The sequence below is a fragment of the Azohydromonas lata NBRC 102462 genome (assembly GCF_001571085.1).
Lineage (GTDB): Bacteria > Pseudomonadota > Gammaproteobacteria > Burkholderiales > Burkholderiaceae_C > Azohydromonas > Azohydromonas lata.
Genome location: NZ_BCTC01000134.1, coordinates 1 through 15,737, shown reverse-complemented (window position 1 = coordinate 15,737; position 15,737 = coordinate 1). Strand labels below are relative to the sequence as shown.

Here is a 15,737-nt window from a genome sequence, read left to right as displayed (position 1 = left end):
TGAGACTGAAATTCTAACACTGTTTTTGGCAAGTGTCACGCCTATAGGCTCATTAGCGTTCGTAGAGCCGAAAAGCAGCGCGGTGAAGCACACCTCACGCCACTGAAACTGAACCTGCCCACGCAGGAACATGCAAGGACACAAAGCAAAAGACCCGCACGAGGCGGGTCTTCATCTTAAGCAACCACCAGGGGCGATTGCGTCACCGGTTTACTCGGCGGCAGCTTCAGTGGTTTCGGCAGCCACGGCCGGCTCGGGGCGATCCACCAGCTCGACATAGGCCATCGGAGCGTTGTCACCAACACGGAAGCCCATCTTCAGGATACGGGTATAGCCGCCCGGACGGGTCTGATAGCGGGGGCCCAGCTCGTTGAACAGCTTGACCACGATGGCGCGATCACGCAGGCGGTCAAACGCCAAGCGGCGATTGGCCAGCGTCGGCTGCTTGGCCAGCGTGATCAGCGGCTCGACGACGCGCCGCAGTTCCTTGGCCTTCGGAACCGTAGTCTTGATGGCTTCGTGCTGCAGCAGCGACACGCACATGTTGCGCAGCATTGCAGCGCGATGCTCGCTGGTGCGGTTCAGCTTACGGGGACCGTTACGGTGGCGCATGGTGCTTTCCTTTCCTTATCAAAACCCCCGGCCGTGTCAGGTACCGGGGGGTGCACCGGGCTGCCAGCCAAGGCAGCCCTCTTTCAATGGTTCAAACCAGAAGCCGCAGCTCCCGGCTAAACCTCAACGCTTGTCGAGGCCTTGCGGCGGCCAGTTTTCCAGGCGTGCACCCAGGGTCAGGCCGCGCGAAGCCAGCACTTCCTTGATTTCGTTGAGCGACTTACGACCCAGGTTGGGGGTCTTGAGCAGCTCGGTCTCGGTGCGCTGGATGAGGTCGCCGATGTAGTAGATGTTCTCGGCCTTGAGGCAGTTGGCCGAGCGCACGGTAAGTTCCAGCTCATCCACGGGACGCAGCAGGATGGGATCGAACTGGGCGCTGCGCTGCGCGGGCTGATCGAAGGCGGCAATTTCGTTGCCTTCGAGTTGCGCAAACACAGCCAGTTGCTCCACCAAAATCTTGGCCGAAGCGCGGATTGCTTCCTCGGGCGAGATGGCGCCGTTGGTCTCGATCTCCATCACCAGCTTGTCAAGATCGGTGCGCTGCTCGACGCGGGCATTCTCGACGGCGTAGCTCACGCGACGCACGGGCGAGAAAGAGGCGTCCAGCACGATACGGCCGATAGCCTTGGTAGCCTCGTCACCGTAACGGCGCATATTGCCCGGCACGTAGCCACGGCCCTTTTCGACCTTGATCTGCATGTCCAGCTTGCCGCCTTGCGACAGGTGAGCGATGACATGCTCGGGATTGATGATCTCGACGTCGTGCGGCGTCTGGATGTCACCGGCGGTGACCGGGCCCTCGCCCTCCTTACGCAGCACCAGCGTGACCTCGTCACGATTGTGGAGACGGAACGTCACGCCCTTGAGGTTGAGCATGATGTGAACCACGTCTTCCTGAACGCCGTCGATCGTGGAGTACTCGTGCAGCACGCCAGCGATAGTGACTTCCGTCGGTGCGTAACCCACCATCGACGACAGCAACACACGGCGCAGCGCGTTGCCCAGCGTGTGGCCGTAGCCACGCTCGAAAGGCTCGAGCGTCACTTCGGCACGATGCCCACCCAGCGACTCGACGTTGATGGCCTTGGGTTTCAGCAGATTGGTTTGCATTGAGTCCTGTTCCTGTCAATACCCTCGGCTCGTTACACCGATAAGGCTGATGGAGCTGCCGGGCGTTGCACAGCCTGCTGCACGCCCGGCATGCGCAGCAGGTCTGCCGTCGCCGCGCGCACCCGTTGCGGGCGCATCCAGCGGCGACGAGGGCTCGCGCATCAGCGCGAGTAGAGTTCGACGATCAGCGACTCGTTGATCTCGGCACCGAATTCGTCACGGTCCGGGGTCTTCTTGAACACGCCTTCCATCTTGGCGATATCTACTTGCACCCAGGCCGGCAGGCCGATGGAATCAGCCAGCTTCAGCGCGTCCACAATGCGCAGCTGCTTCTTGGCCTTTTCACGCACGGCAATAACGTCGCCCGGCTTCACCAAATACGAAGCGATGTTCACCACTTGACCGTTCACGGTCAGCGCCTTGTGCGACACCAGCTGGCGCGCTTCGGCACGGGTGGAGCCAAAGCCCATGCGATAGACAACGTTGTCCAGACGCGATTCCAGCAGCGACAGCAGGTTGGCACCAGTGTTGCCACGGCGACGCTCGGCCTCGGCGAAGTAGCGACGGAACTGGCGCTCCAGCACGCCGTACATGCGCTTGACCTTCTGCTTTTCACGCAGTTGCAGGCCGAAGTCGCTGGTGCGCGAACCGGAGGTACGGCCATGCTGGCCAGGCTTGCTGTCAAACTTGGCCTTGTCGCTGATGGCGCGGCGGGCGCTCTTCAGGAACAGGTCAGTGCCTTCACGGCGGGAGAGTTTGGCCTTGGGGCCGAGGTAACGTGCCACGTGCAGTCCTTGGATCTCTGTCTGACGCGAGAACACTTCTCGCGCGAGTCTGGCGGGTCTTGTTGTGAAACGCTCAGACGGTGGTCTTATGCCCCGCCAGTGCCAGACGATGTCGTCCGAGCCACCGCGGAGCCGCTGAAAGCGCCAATGCCGCCCGAAGGCGGCGGCAAAGGGCGCGATTCTATACCGGAATCAGATGCGGCGGCGCTTCTGGGGGCGGCAGCCGTTGTGCGGCACAGGCGTCACGTCGGAAATCGACGTGATGCGGATGCCCAGCGAAGCCAGCGCGCGAACCGAGGACTCGCGACCCGGGCCGGGGCCCTTGATCTTGACGTCCAGGTTCTTGATGCCCTGCTCTTGGGCAGCGCGGCCAGCCGTTTCGGCAGCCACCTGAGCCGCGAAAGGCGTGCTCTTGCGCGAGCCCTTGAAGCCCTGACCACCGGAGGAAGCCCAAGAGAGGGCGCCACCTTGGCGGTCAGTGATCGTGATGATCGTGTTGTTGAACGACGCGTGCACGTGCGCGATGCCGTCGGCGATGTTCTTGCGAACCTTCTTGCTGACGCGACGCGCGGCGGTGTTGGTAGGTGCCTTAGCCATGTTCGGTATCTCTCAATCGCTGCGAACAGCTCACTTCTTGACCAGGGCGCCGGACTTGCGCGGACCCTTGCGGGTGCGGGCATTGGTCTTGGTGCGCTGGCCGCGCACGGGCAGGCCGCGGCGGTGACGCATGCCACGGTAGCAGCCGAGGTCCATCAGCCGCTTGATGTTGATCGACATCTCACGACGCAGATCGCCCTCGATGGTGAGGCGGCCGATCTCCTCGCGGATCTTTTCCAGATCAGCGTCAGTGAGGTCCTTGACCTTCTTGGAGTAGGCGATGCCGACCGTGTCGCAGATCTTCTGCGCGGTGGTGCGGCCGATACCGTAGATCGAGGTCAAGCCGATCTCGGTGTGCTTGTGCGGCGGGATGTTGATGCCGGCAATACGTGCCATGGAATACCTCTGTGTCCTGTCGTCGAGGGCCTAGCCGCTCAACCTTGACGCTGCTTGTGGCGCGGGTCGGTGCAGATGACGCGCACCACGCCGTTGCGGCGGATGATCTTGCAATTGCGGCACATCTTCTTGACCGAAGCTGCTACTTTCATGGTCTTCTCCTTGACCTTTCAATGACTCATTTCGCCCGGAAGACGATGCGAGCGCGACTCAAATCGTAGGGGGTGAGTTCCACGGTGACCTTGTCGCCGGGAAGAATACGGATGTAGTGCATCCGCATCTTTCCGGAGATGTGACCGAGCACAATGTGCCCGTTCTCAAGCTTCACCCGGAAGGTGGCGTTGGGCAGGTTTTCGAGAATCTCGCCCTGCATCTGGATGACGTCGTCTTTCGCCATGCGCGTCTCAGCTTGCCTTGAAGTTGGCCTTCTTCAGCAGCGATTCGTACTGCTGGCTCATCACGTAGCTCTGGACCTGAGCCCAAAAGTCCATCGTCACCACCACGATGATCAGCAGCGACGTCCCACCGAAATAAAACGGAACGTTGTACTTCAGGACCAGAAACTCCGGCAGCAGGCACACCAGCGTGATATACGCAGCACCCGCCAGCGTCAGACGCGAGAGGATACGGTCAATGTGCCGCGCAGTGTTTTCACCCGGGCGGATACCCGGAATGAACGCGCCGCTCTTCTTCAGGTTGTCCGCCGTCTCACGGCTGTTGAACACCAGCGCCGTGTAGAAGAAGCAGAAGAAGACGATCATGGCCGCGTAGAGCAGCACATAGATGGGCTGCCCCGGCGACAACGCACCGGACAGATCCTTCAGCCAGGTCAGACCTTCACCGGTGGCGAACCAGCCGACGATGGTCGCAGGCAGCAGGATGATGGACGACGCGAAGATCGGCGGGATGACGCCCGACATGTTGAGCTTCAAGGGCAAGTGCGACGATTGGCCGCCGTAGACCTTGTTGCCCACCTGACGCTTGGCGTAGTTCACCAGGATCTTGCGCTGGCCTCGCTCCACGAACACCACGAAGTAGGTGACGAGGATGACGATGGCAATGATGAACAGCGCCGCAATGATGCTCATCGCGCCGGTACGCACCAGCTCGAACAGACCGCCCACCGAGCCCGGAAGCCCTGCGGCGATGCCCGAGAAAATCAGGATCGAGATGCCGTTGCCCAGACCACGCTCGGTGATCTGCTCACCCAGCCACATCAGGAACATGGTGCCGGCCACCAGGCTGACCACCGTCGTCATGCGGAAGCCGAAACCCGGGTTGAGCACCAGGCCTTGTGAGCCTTCCAGCGCCAGGGCGATGCCCAGCGACTGGAACAGCGCCAGACCCAGCGTGCCGTAGCGCGTGTACTGCGTGATCTTGCGCCGACCGGCCTCGCCTTCCTTCTTGAGCGACTCCAGCGAGGGCACGACGTAGGTCATCAGTTGCATGATGATCGACGCCGAGATGTACGGCATGATCCCCAACGCGAACACCGTGAAGCGCGAAAGCGCTCCGCCGGAGAACATGTTGAACAGGCTCAGGATGCCGCCCGACTGGCTCTTGAAGAGCTGCTGCAACTGATGGGGATCGATCCCCGGCACCGGGATGTGGGCGCCGATGCGATACACCACCAGTGCGAGCACCAGGAAGACGAGCCGGCGACGCAGGTCGCCGAACTTGCCGCTCTTGGCCAGCTGGTTCGCTGAAGTTGCCACGGGCTCAGGTCCTCAGGCTCAAGCCAGCGAGCCGCCGACCGCCTCGATGGCGGCACGGGCACCGGCGGTGGCGCCGATACCGGACAGCGCAACCTTGCGGCTGAGCTCACCCGACTTGATCACCTTCACGTTGCGAGCGATCTCGGGCACCAGGCCAGCGGCCTTGAGCACCACGAGGTTCACTTCCGCAGCTTCGAGCTGTTGCAGCTCGGCCAGGGTGATCTCGGCGTTGTACTTCAGCGAAGCGGACTTGAAGCCGCGCTTGGGCAGGCGGCGCTGCAGCGGCATTTGGCCGCCTTCGAAGCCCACCTTATGGAAGCCGCCGGCACGCGACTTCTGGCCCTTATGGCCGCGGCCCGCGGTCTTGCCCAGGCCCGAGCCGATGCCACGGCCAACACGGCGCTTGGCATGCTTGGCGCCCGAGGCGGGCTTGATGGTGTTGAGTTGCATGGTTCGAATTCCTTGTGCCTGCTCTCGTGGATGCCTTACAGCACCTTCACGAGGTAGGCGACCTTGTTGATCATGCCGCGCACCGCGGGCGTGTCCTCGAGGACAGACTCGCTGTTGAGCTTGCGCAGGCCCAGGCCGCGCACGGTGTCGCGGTGGGACTGCTTGGTGCCGATCACGCTGCGCACCAGCTTGACCTTCAGGGTTTGCTTGTCAGCCATGGTTGTTCTCCGCGTACGGCTCAGCCGAGAATGTCTTCGACCGTCTTGCCGCGCTTGGCCGCGACTTCAGCCGGCGTGGTGGAACGGCGCAGAGCATCCAGCGTCGCACGCACCATGTTGTAGGCGTTGGACGAACCCAGGCTCTTGGCCACGATGTCGGTGACGCCCATCACTTCGAAGACGGCACGCATCGGGCCGCCAGCGATGATGCCGGTACCGGCCGGCGCGGGAGCCAGCAGCACCTTGGCAGCGCCATGCTCGCCACGCAGGTTGTGGAACACGGTGCCGTTCTTCAGCGCAACCTTGAACATGTTGCGGCGAGCGGACTCCATGGCCTTCTGCACGGACACCGGCACTTCCTTGGCCTTGCCCTTGCCCATGCCGATACGGCCGTCGCCGTCACCCACCACCGTCAGAGCTGCGAAGCTCATGGTGCGGCCGCCCTTGACGACCTTGGTGACGCGGTTGACCGCGATCATCTTTTCCTTCAGACCGTCGTCGTTGCCTTCAGTCTGAGCGCGAGGTTGAAACTTTGCCATGTTGAATCCTGGTCAGAACTGCAGGCCCGCTTCGCGCGCAGCCTCGGCCAGCGCCTTGACGCGGCCGTGGTAGGCGAAGCCAGCGCGGTCGAAAGCCACTTTCTCGATGCCGGCAGCCTTGGCCTTCTCGGCGATGCGCTTGCCGATGATGGTCGCGGCGGCAACGTTGCCACCCTTGCCCTCGGCACCCAGTTGTTCGCGCACTTCCTTCTCGGCCGTCGAGGCGCTGGCCAGCACCTTGGTACCGCAGTCGGAAATGACGCTGGCGTAGATATGCAGATTGGAGCGGAACACCGTCAGGCGCGCCACGCGCTGCACGGCGATGCGCGCACGCGTCTGGCGCGAGCGGCGGATGCGCTGATCCTTCTTGTTGATGGTCATGCTGCCACTCCTTACTTCTTCTTGGTCTCTTTGAGGACCACGCGCTCGTCGCTGTAGCGGATACCCTTGCCCTTGTAAGGCTCGGGCGGCCGGATGGCGCGAACTTCAGCAGCCACCTGACCCACCACTTGGCGGTCGGCACCCTTGATGAGGATCTCGGTCTGGGTCGGGCACTGCACCGTGATACCGGCGGGCATATCCTTGACCACCGGGTGCGAGAAACCAACCTGCAGGTTCAGCTTCTGGCCCTGAGCCTGGGCGCGGAAGCCCACGCCCACCAGGTTGAGCTTGCGCTCGAAGCCCTTGCTCACACCCGTGACCATGTTGTTGACCAGCGCGCGCAGCGTGCCGCTCATGGCGTCGGCTTCAGCGCTGTCGTTGACCGGGGCAAAGCGCACCGTGCCGGCCTCGTTGCTCACCGTCACCAGCGAGCTCACGGAACGGGACAGCGTGCCTTGCGCACCCTTGACGGTAATTTGATCGGCCGTCACCGACACGTCCACGCCCTGCGGGACGGCGATGGGCATTTTTCCAACGCGGGACATTGCTCGTCTCTCCTTAGGCCACGTAGCACAGCACTTCGCCGCCGATGCCGGCAGCGCGCGCCTTGCGGTCCGTCATCACACCCTGAGGGGTGGTGACGATCGCCACGCCCAGGCCATTCATGACCTGAGGAATGTCGTGACGGCCCTTGTAGATGCGCAGACCCGGGCGGCTCACGCGCTCGATGCGCTCGATCACCGGACGGCCCGCGTAGTACTTCAACGAAATTTCCAGCTCGGACTTGCCGGCTTCGCCCTTGATGGCGTAACCGTCGATATAACCCTCGTCCTTCAGGACCTGGGCAATCGCCACCTTCAGCTTGGACGACGGCATGGACACGCTAGCCTTGTCAACGCTTTGCGCGTTGCGGATGCGCGTCAGCATGTCGGCGATCGGATCACTCATGCTCATTCGAAATCTCCTGCTCTCGCCGACTTACCAGCTGGCCTTGACGACACCGGGGATGTCGCCCTTGAAGGCCAGTTCACGAATCTTGGTACGCGCCAGACCGAACTGGCGGAAGGTGCCGCGGGGACGGCCCGTCATCTCGCAACGGTTGCGCAGACGGGTCGGATAGGCATTGCGGGGCAGCTTCTGCAGTTCCAGACGCGCGGCGTAGCGCTCTTCTTCCGAGCGCTTGGCATCGTCGATGACGGCCTTGAGCTCGGCATACTTCTTGGCGAACTTGGCGACCAGCTGTTCGCGCTTCTTCTCACGCTGGATGAGGGAAAGTTTGGCCACAGGTCACCTCAGTTCTTGAACGGGAAACGGAAGGCCTGCAGCAGGGCCTTGCACTCTTCGTCGGTCTTGGCCGTCGTCGTGATGCTGATGTTCAGACCACGGATGGCGTCGATCTTGTCGTACTCGATCTCGGGGAAAATGATCTGTTCCTTGACACCGACGTTGTAGTTGCCGCGACCGTCGAAAGAACGACCCGAGATACCGCGGAAGTCACGCACGCGCGGCAGCGCGATGGTGACGAAACGGTCCAGGAATTCGTACATCTGCACGCCACGCAAGGTGACCATGCAGCCAATGGGCACGTTCTCGCGGATCTTGAAACCGGCGATAGCCTTCTTGGACTTGGTGATCACGGGCTTCTGGCCGGCGATCTTGGTGAGGTCGCCCACAGCGTGGTCCATGACCTTCTTGTCCGACACCGCCTCGCTCACGCCCATGTTGAGCGTGATCTTGGTCAGGCGCGGCACCTGCATCACAGACTTGTAGCCGAACTTTTCCATCAAGGCCGGCACGACCTTTTCGCGGTACTGCTGCTGCAGACGAGCGTTTTGTTGCTGAGCCATTCGAACCTCGACTTAAGCCTGAATCTCGTCGCCGCTGGACTTGTACACGCGCACCTTCTTGCCATCGGCCAGCAGCTTGATGCCGACGCGATCAGCCTTGCCAGTGGCGGCATTGAAGATGGCGACGTTGGACTGGTGAATCGGCATGGTCTTGTCCACCACGCCACCGGTCGTGCCCTTCATCGGGTTCGGCTTGACGTGCTTCTTGGCAACGTTCACGCCCTCAACGATCAGGTACGAGTCGTCCACGCGCTGCGAAACGGTGCCACGCTTGCCCTTGTCGCGGCCGGTCAGCACGATGACCTGGTCGCCCTTGCGAATCTTGTTCATGGTCTGTCCTTTGACCTGGGGCTCAGAGCACTTCGGGCGCGAGCGAGACGATCTTCATGAAGCGCTCGGTACGCAGTTCACGCGTCACCGGGCCGAAGATGCGGGTACCGATGGGCTCGAGCTTGTTGTTCAGCAGCACGGCGGCATTGCCGTCGAACTTCACCAGCGAACCGTCCTGACGGCGCACGCCCTTGGCCGTGCGCACCACCACGGCGCTGTAAACCTCACCCTTCTTGACGCGACCACGAGGCGCAGCTTCCTTGATGCTGACCTTGATGATGTCGCCAATGCCGGCATAACGACGCTTGGAACCGCCGAGCACCTTGATGCACATGACGGATTTCGCGCCCGTGTTGTCAGCGACGTCGAGTCGCGATTGCATTTGGATCATGTCTGTCCCCAACTTGCCCCAGCGCGACAACAACATCGCACCGGTCAGTCTTGGGCCCGTCGCACCAGCTCAAGCAGAGCCGGCGGTTGGGGCGGATCCGGGGACCTTGCCTGTACCGCACACGGATACAAGCCGGTCTTCCGGCGAAGCTGCTGATTATGCAGCGAAAAACACTGCCGTGTCAAGGCAGCAGCGATGCAGGGTTATTGGACACCCACCCACCAGGCGGCACGTCTGCCGCATCGCGCGCGAATGCCCAACCCCGCTTGAAACCTCGACAGCGCCGGCGCCCGATGGACGCCGGCGCCGTCAGGCGAATCAGCCCCTGAGCGCGCGCGCCTGGGCCAGCAGCGTCTGCGCGTCGCTGACCTCGAACTTGCCCGGCGCCTCGACGTTGAGTGTGCACACGACGCCATCGACTACCAGCATGGAGCAGCGCTGCAGCCGCGTGCCCAGGCCTCGGCCGCTGAGGTCCAACTCCAGGCCAGTGGTGCGCGCGAAGTCGCCACTGCCGTCCGCCATCATGCGCACCTTGTCGGCAGTACCCTGCTCACGGCCCCAGGCCCCCATCACAAAGGCGTCATTGACGGAAACGCACCAAATCTCGTCCACCCCCGCGGCCTTGAACTCGTCCGCGGCAGCGACATAGCCGGGCACATGCTGCGCCGAGCACGTGGGCGTGAACGCCCCGGGCAAGCCGAAGATCGCAATGGTCTTGCCTGCCGTGCTTTGGGCAATGTCGAAGGCGTTGGGGCCCAGGCTGCAGCCCTCGCCTTCCACCTCGATGAACTCGTACAGCGTGCCCGCAGGCACTCGGTCACCGACTTGAAGCATGTCGCTTGTCTCCAGGGTTGAGAAAGAAAAACGGCCGCCGCGCCGGTGAACCGACGGGGCGGCCGCTCTTTGCGGACGCTGGTGTCCGAAAGATCAGACCACCTTGGCCTTTTCGACCAGGCGCGTCACCACCCAAGACTTGGTCTTGGAGATGGGACGGCTTTCCGTGATCTCGACCGTGTCGCCGACCTTGTACTCGCCGTTCTCATCGTGGGCGTGGTACTTGTTCGAGCGCGCAACGATCTTGCCGTACAGCTCGTGCTTGACGCGGCGCTCCACCAGCACCGTCACGGTCTTGGCGCGCTTGTCGCTCACGACCTTGCCGATGAAGGTACGGACGACCTTGGCCTTGCCTTCGGCGTTTTGGGCTTGGGCGTTCATTGGGCGGCTTCCTTCTTCTTCTGAGCCAGCACGGTCTTGGCGCGCGCGATGTCGCGGCGCGTCTTGCCCAGTACGGAATGGTTGCTCAGTTGTTGGGTCGCCTTTTGCATGCGCAGGCCGAAGTGGGCCTTGAGCAGGTCGGAGATTTCCTTCTCCAGTTCGGCGACGTCCTTGGCGCGGAGTTCAGATGCTTTCATGAGGTTCTCCGATCTCAGGCGCCGACTTGGCGCGCCACGAAGGTGCAACGCAGGGGCAGCTTGGCAGCGGCCAGCGTGAACGCTTCGCGGGCGAGCTGCTCGGGCACGCCGTTGATTTCGTAGAGCACCTTGCCCGGCTGGATCTCGGCCACGTAGTACTCGGGGTTGCCCTTACCGTTACCCATACGGACTTCGGCAGGTTTTTGCGAGATCGGCTTGTCCGGGAAGATGCGGATGAAGATGCGGCCGCCGCGCTTGATGTGACGCGAAATGGCACGACGCGCAGCTTCGATCTGACGGGCGGTGATGCGGCCGCGCTCGGTGGCCTTCAGGCCGAATTCACCGAACGACACGGCGGCACCGCGCGTGGCGATACCGGTGTTGCGGCCTTTTTGTTCCTTGCGGAACTTGCGACGAGAGGGTTGCAGCATTGCTAGTTCTCCTTAGGCACCCGTGGGCGCCTTGCGCACGCGCTGCGGCGCGCCGCCGGCAGGCTTGTCGCTGCCACCGTCACCGCGCGGACCACGACCGTCACGGCCGTCGGGACGGCCACGGCCACCCGGACCCGGACGGGCGTTGCGACGCGGACGGCGCTCTTCTTCACCGGCGGGCGTCACGATGCCAGGGGCTTCGCCGCTGGCCAGACGGTCACCGCGGTACACCCACACCTTGACGCCGATGACGCCATAGGTCGTGCGGGCTTCCGAGAAGCCGTAGTCGATGTCGGCCTTGAGCGTGTGCAGGGGCACACGACCTTCGCGATACCACTCGGTACGAGCGATTTCGATGCCGTTGAGGCGGCCGGCGCTCATGATCTTGATGCCCTGGGCGCCCAGGCGCATGGCGTTCTGCATCGCGCGCTTCATGGCGCGGCGGAACATGATGCGCTTTTCCAGCTGCTGGGTGATCGAGTCGGCGATCAGTTGCGCGTCGAGTTCGGGCTTGCGCACTTCCTCGATGTTCACCGCCACCGGCACGCCCAGACGCTTGGTCAGTTCGGCCTTCAGGTTCTCGATGTCCTCGCCCTTCTTGCCGATCACCACGCCCGGACGAGCCGAGAAGATGGTGATGCGGGCGTTCTTGGCGGGGCGCTCGATCAGCACGCGCGACACGGCAGCGTTCTTCAGGCGCTGGCGCAGGTAGTCACGCACCTGCAGGTCTTCGGCCAGCATGCCGGCGAAGTTGGTGTTCGACGCGTACCAACGCGACGCCCAGGCACGGGTGACGGGCAGGCGGAAGCCGGTCGGATGGATTTTCTGTCCCATAGTCTTCCTCAGCGCCTCAGTTGCCGACCGTCACAAAGATGTGGCAGGTGGGCTTGCTGATGCGGTTGCCGCGGCCCTTGGCGCGCGCGGAAAAACGCTTGAGCGTGGCAGCCTGCTCGACGTAAATCGAAGTGACCTTCAGTTCGTCGATGTCGGCGCCGTCGTTGTGCTCGGCGTTGGCGATCGCGGACTCCAGCGCCTTCTTGATGATGCCGGCGGCCTTCTTCTGCGTGAACATCAGGATGTTGAGCGCCTGGTCCACCTTCTTGCCGCGGACCAGATCGGCCACCAGGCGGCCCTTGTCGGCCGAGAGGCGGACGCCGCGAACGATTGCACGGGTTTCCATGGTCGTCATCCTTTAGCGCTTGGCCTTCTTGTCGGCCGGGTGACCCTTGAAGGTCCGGGTCAGCGCGAACTCGCCCAGCTTGTGGCCGACCATCTGGTCGGACACGTACACGGGCACGTGCTGCTTGCCGTTGTGCACGGCGATCGTCAGGCCGATGAACTCGGGCAGGATCGTCGAGCGACGCGACCAGGTCTTGATCGGCTTCTTGTCCTTGATCGCCACGGCCTTCTCGACCTTGGCCATCAGGTGGTGGTCCACGAAGGGACCCTTTTTCAGAGAGCGTGCCATCTGGTGCTGCCCTTCTTACTTTTTGCGACGCGAGACGATGAACGTCTGCGTGCGCTTGTTGTTGCGGGTGCGATAGCCCTTGGTCATCGTGTTCCACGGCGACACCGGCACCTGGCCCTCGCCGGTACGGCCTTCGCCGCCACCGTGCGGGTGGTCCACCGGGTTCATGGCCACGCCACGAACGGTCGGACGGATGCCCTTCCAACGCATTGCACCGGCCTTGCCGTACTGGCGCAGGCTGTGCTCTTCGTTGCTGACTTCACCGATGGTGGCGCGGCACTCGATGTGGATGCGACGCACTTCACCCGAGCGCAGGCGAACCTGGGCGTAGGAGCCTTCGCGGGCCATCAGCGTCACCGAGGTACCGGCCGAGCGCGCGATCTGCGCACCCTTGCCCGGCAGCATCTCGACGCAATGGATGGTCGAGCCCACGGGGATGTTGCGGATGGGCAGCGTGTTGCCGGCCTTGATCGGGGCTTCAGAGCCGCTGATCACGGTGGCACCGGCTTCCAGGCCGCGCGGAGCGATGATGTAGCGACGCTCGCCGTCGGCATAGCACACCAGGGCGATGTGGGCCGTGCGGTTGGGGTCGTACTCGATGCGCTCGACCTTGGCGGGGATGCCGTCCTTGGTGCGCTTGAAGTCCACCACACGGTAGTGGTGCTTGTGGCCACCACCCTTGTGACGCATCGTGATGTGGCCGTTGTTGTTGCGGCCAGCCTTCTGCTTCTGGGGCTCGAGCAGCGAAGCTTCGGGAGCGCCCTTGTGCAGATGGTTGTGCACCACCTTCACCTGGCCACGACGGCCCGGCGAAGTCGGTTTGATCTTGACGACAGCCATTACGCGGCCTCCCCACCGAAGTTGAGCTCCTGGCCTTCCTTGAGCGACACATACGCCTTCTTGACGTGGTCGCGGCGGCCGATGGAGCGCCCAAAGCGCTTGACCTTGCCCTTTTGGTTCACGGTCTGCACCGACTCGACCTCGACCTTGAACATCAGTTCAACAGCGGCCTTGATCTCGGGCTTGGTAGCGTTGCGCAGGACCTTGAACAGGACCTGGTTGTGCTTTTCGGAGACGCTCGTGGCCTTCTCGGACACGATGGGCGCCACCAGCACCTGGGCCAGACGGCCCTCGTCGAACTTCGGGGTGCTCATGCGAACATCTCCTTGAGTTGCTCGATCGCGCCCTTGGTCACCAGCACCTTCTTGTAGAAGACGAGCGACAGCGGGTCGGCGTAACGCGGCTCGACCACGAGCACGTTGGCCAGGTTGCGCGAGGCCAGTGCCAGGTTGTCGTCGATCTGGTCGGCGATCACGAGCACGGAGTCCAGGCCCATGGCCTTGAACTTCTGGGCCAGCAGCTTGGTCTTGGGGGCTTCGATGGACAGCGAGTCCACCACAGCCAGACGGCCTTCACGGGCCAGCTGCGAGAAGATGGCGGCCATGCCGGCGCGGTACATCTTCTTGTTGACCTTGTGCGTGAAGTTCTCGTTGGGCGAATTCGGGAAAATCCGACCGCCTCCGCGCCACAGCGGCGAGGACGTCATACCCGCACGAGCGCGGCCGGTGCCCTTTTGGCGGAACGGCTTCTTCGTGGAGTGGTGAACTTCGGCGCGCGTGAGCTGCTTGCGGGTGCCTTGACGGGCGTTGGCCTGGTAGGCCACGACCACTTGGTGCACCAGCGCTTCGTTGTAGTCACGAGCGAAAACGGTGTCGGGGGCGTCAACCTTGGAGGTGGCCTGACCCTGCTCGTTCAGGAGCTCGAGCTGCATTACTGGGCCCCTTTCTTAACCTTGACCTTGACGGCGGGACGCACGACCACGTGGCCGTTCTTCGACCCAGGGACTGCACCGCGCACCAGCAGCAGCGAGCGAGCTTCGTCCACGCGCACGATGTCCAGGTTCTGGGTGGTGACGGTCTCGTCGCCCATGTGGCCCGACATCTTCTTGCCCGGGAACACGCGGCCCGGATCCTGCGCCATCGAGATCGAACCCGGCACGTTGTGCGAACGGCTGTTACCGTGCGACGCGCGCTGCGAGCCGAAGTTGTGGCGCTTGATGGTGCCGGTGAAGCCCTTACCGATGGAGGTGCCCTGCACGTCCACCAGTTGGCCAGCGGCAAACAGCGTCACGGGCACGGCGGCGCCCGGCTGGTATTGCGCAGCCACGTCGGCGGGGACGCGGAATTCCTTCAGCACTTCTGCCGGCTCGACGCCAGCCTTGGCCAGGTGACCAGCTTCAGGCTTGGTCACGCGCGAAGCCTTGCGCGTGCCGAACGCCACCTGAACGGCGCTGTAGCCGTCGGTCTCTTCGGTCTTGACTTGGGTGACGCGGTTGTTGGACACGTCCAGCACAGTCACGGGCACGGCGTCGCCGTCGTCCGTGAAGATGCGCATCATGCCCACCTTGCGACCCAGCAATCCGAGGCGATTGCTCAGACTCATGGTTTTTCTCCAGCCCCGCATGGCGAGGCCTTTGTTTCAGACACCCGACAACGATTGGCCGGGATGACATTGCAGGCAGTGCTTCGCAAACGACTGCGTGGGCACTGCCTACCTGCACAAAAAGCGCCCTCATAAGGGCGCCCTCGTGCAAAGCCGGCGATTGTAGCAGACGCGGAAAACCCCGCGCCAGCCTCAATCGCTCAACTGCAATTACTGCAGCTTGATCTCGACGTCCACGCCAGCGGGCAGGTCGAGCTTCATCAGCGCGTCCACGGTCTTGTCCGTGGGATCGACGATGTCCATCAGGCGCTGGTGGGTGCGGATCTCGAACTGGTCGCGCGAGGTCTTGTTGACGTGCGGCGAGCGCAGGATGTCGAAGCGCTGCATGCGGGTCGGCAGGGGCACGGGGCCCTTGACGATGGCGCCGGTGCGCTTGGCCGTGTCCACGATCTCGAGGGCCGACTGGTCGATCAGCTTGTAATCGAAGGCCTTGAGGCGGATGCGGATCTTCTGCTTTTGCATGACGTTTCCTTGAAAAGAGCGATGCGGCCCGCAGGCCACGGTGTGAAGGCGCAACCCGAGCCCCTGCAGGCCCGGGCCGTCACGCAACTGC

The 15,737-nt window shown here is 63.1% G+C and carries 30 protein-coding genes; all 30 read right to left on the bottom strand.

The genetic code is table 11. From position 1 onward, the window contains the following. Positions 1-210: 210 nt before the first annotated feature. The gene (rplQ, locus tag ALA01S_RS27445; protein WP_066342455.1) at positions 211-612 is read right to left on the bottom strand and encodes a 50S ribosomal protein L17; all 402 of its coding nucleotides are present in this window, start codon (positions 610-612) and stop codon (positions 211-213) included. Between the two features lie 123 nt (positions 613-735). Beyond that, a complete protein-coding gene (locus ALA01S_RS27440) occupies positions 736-1,722 on the bottom strand; it encodes a DNA-directed RNA polymerase subunit alpha (RefSeq protein ID WP_066342454.1) in 987 nt (328 codons plus the stop codon). A 161-nt stretch (positions 1,723-1,883) separates the two neighbouring features. After that, the gene (gene rpsD / locus ALA01S_RS27435; protein ID WP_066342453.1) at positions 1,884-2,507 is read right to left on the bottom strand and encodes a 30S ribosomal protein S4; all 624 of its coding nucleotides are present in this window, start codon (positions 2,505-2,507) and stop codon (positions 1,884-1,886) included. A 192-nt stretch (positions 2,508-2,699) separates the two neighbouring features. After that, the gene (gene rpsK, locus ALA01S_RS27430; RefSeq protein WP_066342452.1) at positions 2,700-3,104 is read right to left on the bottom strand and encodes a 30S ribosomal protein S11; all 405 of its coding nucleotides are present in this window, start codon (positions 3,102-3,104) and stop codon (positions 2,700-2,702) included. Between the two features lie 30 nt (positions 3,105-3,134). Then, on the bottom strand, positions 3,135-3,500 hold the full coding sequence (gene rpsM, locus ALA01S_RS27425) for a 30S ribosomal protein S13 (RefSeq protein ID WP_066342451.1): 366 nt from the start codon (positions 3,498-3,500) through the stop codon (positions 3,135-3,137). A 38-nt stretch (positions 3,501-3,538) separates the two neighbouring features. Continuing rightward, positions 3,539-3,652, bottom strand: a complete 114-nt coding sequence (rpmJ, locus tag ALA01S_RS27420) for a 50S ribosomal protein L36 (RefSeq protein WP_028997278.1) — start codon at positions 3,650-3,652, stop codon at positions 3,539-3,541. A 26-nt stretch (positions 3,653-3,678) separates the two neighbouring features. Beyond that, a complete protein-coding gene (gene infA, locus ALA01S_RS27415) occupies positions 3,679-3,897 on the bottom strand; it encodes a translation initiation factor IF-1 (protein ID WP_025495304.1) in 219 nt (72 codons plus the stop codon). 7 nt (positions 3,898-3,904) lie between these two features. After that, on the bottom strand, positions 3,905-5,215 hold the full coding sequence (gene secY, locus ALA01S_RS27410) for a preprotein translocase subunit SecY (RefSeq protein WP_066342450.1): 1,311 nt from the start codon (positions 5,213-5,215) through the stop codon (positions 3,905-3,907). An 18-nt stretch (positions 5,216-5,233) separates the two neighbouring features. Next, on the bottom strand, positions 5,234-5,665 hold the full coding sequence (gene rplO / locus ALA01S_RS27405) for a 50S ribosomal protein L15 (protein WP_066342449.1): 432 nt from the start codon (positions 5,663-5,665) through the stop codon (positions 5,234-5,236). A 35-nt stretch (positions 5,666-5,700) separates the two neighbouring features. Beyond that, entirely contained in the window at positions 5,701-5,883 is a 183-nt protein-coding gene (gene rpmD, locus ALA01S_RS27400) for a 50S ribosomal protein L30 (RefSeq protein ID WP_066342448.1), read from the bottom strand. Positions 5,884-5,903: 20 nt separating this feature from the next. Then, positions 5,904-6,422 (bottom strand): 30S ribosomal protein S5, encoded by a 519-nt coding sequence (gene rpsE / locus ALA01S_RS27395; protein WP_066342447.1) that lies wholly within the window; start codon positions 6,420-6,422, stop codon positions 5,904-5,906. Positions 6,423-6,434: 12 nt separating this feature from the next. Then, positions 6,435-6,803: a 50S ribosomal protein L18 gene (rplR, locus tag ALA01S_RS27390; protein WP_066342446.1), complete on the bottom strand. Its 369-nt coding sequence runs from the start codon at positions 6,801-6,803 to the stop codon at positions 6,435-6,437. Between the two features lie 11 nt (positions 6,804-6,814). Beyond that, positions 6,815-7,348: a 50S ribosomal protein L6 gene (gene rplF / locus ALA01S_RS27385; protein WP_066342445.1), complete on the bottom strand. Its 534-nt coding sequence runs from the start codon at positions 7,346-7,348 to the stop codon at positions 6,815-6,817. 13 nt (positions 7,349-7,361) lie between these two features. After that, entirely contained in the window at positions 7,362-7,757 is a 396-nt protein-coding gene (gene rpsH, locus ALA01S_RS27380; protein WP_066342444.1) for a 30S ribosomal protein S8, read from the bottom strand. A gap of 24 nt (positions 7,758-7,781) precedes the next feature. Further along, on the bottom strand, positions 7,782-8,087 hold the full coding sequence (gene rpsN / locus ALA01S_RS27375) for a 30S ribosomal protein S14 (protein WP_066342443.1): 306 nt from the start codon (positions 8,085-8,087) through the stop codon (positions 7,782-7,784). An 8-nt stretch (positions 8,088-8,095) separates the two neighbouring features. Next, on the bottom strand, positions 8,096-8,650 hold the full coding sequence (gene rplE, locus ALA01S_RS27370) for a 50S ribosomal protein L5 (protein WP_066342442.1): 555 nt from the start codon (positions 8,648-8,650) through the stop codon (positions 8,096-8,098). Positions 8,651-8,662: 12 nt separating this feature from the next. Next, complete coding sequence (rplX, locus tag ALA01S_RS27365) at positions 8,663-8,980, bottom strand: 50S ribosomal protein L24 (RefSeq protein ID WP_066342441.1); 318 nt, start codon at positions 8,978-8,980, stop codon at positions 8,663-8,665. 22 nt (positions 8,981-9,002) lie between these two features. Beyond that, positions 9,003-9,371 carry a 50S ribosomal protein L14 gene (gene rplN / locus ALA01S_RS27360; protein WP_028997289.1) on the bottom strand — a complete coding sequence of 123 codons (369 nt, stop codon included), beginning with the start codon at positions 9,369-9,371 and terminating at the stop codon, positions 9,003-9,005. A 318-nt stretch (positions 9,372-9,689) separates the two neighbouring features. Continuing rightward, entirely contained in the window at positions 9,690-10,205 is a 516-nt protein-coding gene (locus tag ALA01S_RS27355) for a peroxiredoxin (protein WP_066342440.1), read from the bottom strand. 93 nt (positions 10,206-10,298) lie between these two features. Then, positions 10,299-10,586 (bottom strand): 30S ribosomal protein S17, encoded by a 288-nt coding sequence (gene rpsQ, locus ALA01S_RS27350; protein WP_066342439.1) that lies wholly within the window; start codon positions 10,584-10,586, stop codon positions 10,299-10,301. Next, complete coding sequence (gene rpmC, locus ALA01S_RS27345; protein WP_066342438.1) at positions 10,583-10,783, bottom strand: 50S ribosomal protein L29; 201 nt, start codon at positions 10,781-10,783, stop codon at positions 10,583-10,585. The genes rpsQ and rpmC overlap by 4 nt, the downstream gene beginning before the upstream one ends. A gap of 14 nt (positions 10,784-10,797) precedes the next feature. Further along, positions 10,798-11,214, bottom strand: a complete 417-nt coding sequence (gene rplP / locus ALA01S_RS27340) for a 50S ribosomal protein L16 (protein WP_066342437.1) — start codon at positions 11,212-11,214, stop codon at positions 10,798-10,800. 12 nt (positions 11,215-11,226) lie between these two features. Next, positions 11,227-12,048, bottom strand: coding sequence for a 30S ribosomal protein S3 (gene rpsC, locus ALA01S_RS27335; protein WP_066342436.1), 822 nt, complete (start codon positions 12,046-12,048; stop codon positions 11,227-11,229). Positions 12,049-12,064: 16 nt separating this feature from the next. Continuing rightward, positions 12,065-12,394 carry a 50S ribosomal protein L22 gene (gene rplV, locus ALA01S_RS27330; RefSeq protein WP_066342456.1) on the bottom strand — a complete coding sequence of 110 codons (330 nt, stop codon included), beginning with the start codon at positions 12,392-12,394 and terminating at the stop codon, positions 12,065-12,067. A 12-nt stretch (positions 12,395-12,406) separates the two neighbouring features. Continuing rightward, positions 12,407-12,682 (bottom strand): 30S ribosomal protein S19, encoded by a 276-nt coding sequence (gene rpsS, locus ALA01S_RS27325; RefSeq protein ID WP_066342435.1) that lies wholly within the window; start codon positions 12,680-12,682, stop codon positions 12,407-12,409. Between the two features lie 15 nt (positions 12,683-12,697). Continuing rightward, on the bottom strand, positions 12,698-13,522 hold the full coding sequence (gene rplB, locus ALA01S_RS27320; protein ID WP_066342434.1) for a 50S ribosomal protein L2: 825 nt from the start codon (positions 13,520-13,522) through the stop codon (positions 12,698-12,700). Continuing rightward, complete coding sequence (rplW, locus tag ALA01S_RS27315) at positions 13,522-13,836, bottom strand: 50S ribosomal protein L23 (protein ID WP_028997298.1); 315 nt, start codon at positions 13,834-13,836, stop codon at positions 13,522-13,524. Before rplW ends, rplB begins: the two co-directional genes overlap by 1 nt. After that, positions 13,833-14,453, bottom strand: a complete 621-nt coding sequence (rplD, locus tag ALA01S_RS27310; RefSeq protein ID WP_066342433.1) for a 50S ribosomal protein L4 — start codon at positions 14,451-14,453, stop codon at positions 13,833-13,835. The genes rplW and rplD overlap by 4 nt, the downstream gene beginning before the upstream one ends. Beyond that, the gene (gene rplC / locus ALA01S_RS27305; protein WP_066342432.1) at positions 14,453-15,124 is read right to left on the bottom strand and encodes a 50S ribosomal protein L3; all 672 of its coding nucleotides are present in this window, start codon (positions 15,122-15,124) and stop codon (positions 14,453-14,455) included. The genes rplD and rplC overlap by 1 nt, the downstream gene beginning before the upstream one ends. Positions 15,125-15,334: 210 nt before the next feature. Further along, positions 15,335-15,646: a 30S ribosomal protein S10 gene (gene rpsJ, locus ALA01S_RS27300; protein WP_019561663.1), complete on the bottom strand. Its 312-nt coding sequence runs from the start codon at positions 15,644-15,646 to the stop codon at positions 15,335-15,337. Between the last annotated feature and the right edge of the window lie 91 nt (positions 15,647-15,737).

Coding starts and splice junctions, on each gene's coding strand:
- infA (WP_025495304.1), bottom strand. CDS start 3,897: ATGGCGAAAGACGACGTCATCCAGATGCAGGGCGAGATTCTCGAAAAC.
- rpsJ (WP_019561663.1), bottom strand. CDS start 15,646: ATGCAAAAGCAGAAGATCCGCATCCGCCTCAAGGCCTTCGATTACAAG.
- rplR (WP_066342446.1), bottom strand. CDS start 6,803: ATGACCATCAACAAGAAGGATCAGCGCATCCGCCGCTCGCGCCAGACG.
- rpsK (WP_066342452.1), bottom strand. CDS start 3,104: ATGGCTAAGGCACCTACCAACACCGCCGCGCGTCGCGTCAGCAAGAAG.
- rplQ (WP_066342455.1), bottom strand. CDS start 612: ATGCGCCACCGTAACGGTCCCCGTAAGCTGAACCGCACCAGCGAGCAT.
- rplB (WP_066342434.1), bottom strand. CDS start 13,522: ATGGCTGTCGTCAAGATCAAACCGACTTCGCCGGGCCGTCGTGGCCAG.
- rplW (WP_028997298.1), bottom strand. CDS start 13,836: ATGAGCACCCCGAAGTTCGACGAGGGCCGTCTGGCCCAGGTGCTGGTG.
- rplP (WP_066342437.1), bottom strand. CDS start 11,214: ATGCTGCAACCCTCTCGTCGCAAGTTCCGCAAGGAACAAAAAGGCCGC.
- rplV (WP_066342456.1), bottom strand. CDS start 12,394: ATGGAAACCCGTGCAATCGTTCGCGGCGTCCGCCTCTCGGCCGACAAG.
- ALA01S_RS27355 (WP_066342440.1), bottom strand. CDS start 10,205: ATGCTTCAAGTCGGTGACCGAGTGCCTGCGGGCACGCTGTACGAGTTC.
- rpmJ (WP_028997278.1), bottom strand. CDS start 3,652: ATGAAAGTAGCAGCTTCGGTCAAGAAGATGTGCCGCAATTGCAAGATC.
- rplX (WP_066342441.1), bottom strand. CDS start 8,980: ATGAACAAGATTCGCAAGGGCGACCAGGTCATCGTGCTGACCGGCCGC.
- rplC (WP_066342432.1), bottom strand. CDS start 15,124: ATGAGTCTGAGCAATCGCCTCGGATTGCTGGGTCGCAAGGTGGGCATG.
- rpsC (WP_066342436.1), bottom strand. CDS start 12,048: ATGGGACAGAAAATCCATCCGACCGGCTTCCGCCTGCCCGTCACCCGT.
- rpsM (WP_066342451.1), bottom strand. CDS start 3,500: ATGGCACGTATTGCCGGCATCAACATCCCGCCGCACAAGCACACCGAG.
- rpsQ (WP_066342439.1), bottom strand. CDS start 10,586: ATGAACGCCCAAGCCCAAAACGCCGAAGGCAAGGCCAAGGTCGTCCGT.
- rplF (WP_066342445.1), bottom strand. CDS start 7,348: ATGTCCCGCGTTGGAAAAATGCCCATCGCCGTCCCGCAGGGCGTGGAC.
- rpmD (WP_066342448.1), bottom strand. CDS start 5,883: ATGGCTGACAAGCAAACCCTGAAGGTCAAGCTGGTGCGCAGCGTGATC.
- rpsE (WP_066342447.1), bottom strand. CDS start 6,422: ATGGCAAAGTTTCAACCTCGCGCTCAGACTGAAGGCAACGACGACGGT.
- rplO (WP_066342449.1), bottom strand. CDS start 5,665: ATGCAACTCAACACCATCAAGCCCGCCTCGGGCGCCAAGCATGCCAAG.
- rplE (WP_066342442.1), bottom strand. CDS start 8,650: ATGGCTCAGCAACAAAACGCTCGTCTGCAGCAGCAGTACCGCGAAAAG.
- ALA01S_RS27440 (WP_066342454.1), bottom strand. CDS start 1,722: ATGCAAACCAATCTGCTGAAACCCAAGGCCATCAACGTCGAGTCGCTG.
- rplN (WP_028997289.1), bottom strand. CDS start 9,371: ATGATCCAAATGCAATCGCGACTCGACGTCGCTGACAACACGGGCGCG.
- rplD (WP_066342433.1), bottom strand. CDS start 14,453: ATGCAGCTCGAGCTCCTGAACGAGCAGGGTCAGGCCACCTCCAAGGTT.
- rpsS (WP_066342435.1), bottom strand. CDS start 12,682: ATGGCACGCTCTCTGAAAAAGGGTCCCTTCGTGGACCACCACCTGATG.
- rpmC (WP_066342438.1), bottom strand. CDS start 10,783: ATGAAAGCATCTGAACTCCGCGCCAAGGACGTCGCCGAACTGGAGAAG.
- rpsH (WP_066342444.1), bottom strand. CDS start 7,757: ATGAGCATGAGTGATCCGATCGCCGACATGCTGACGCGCATCCGCAAC.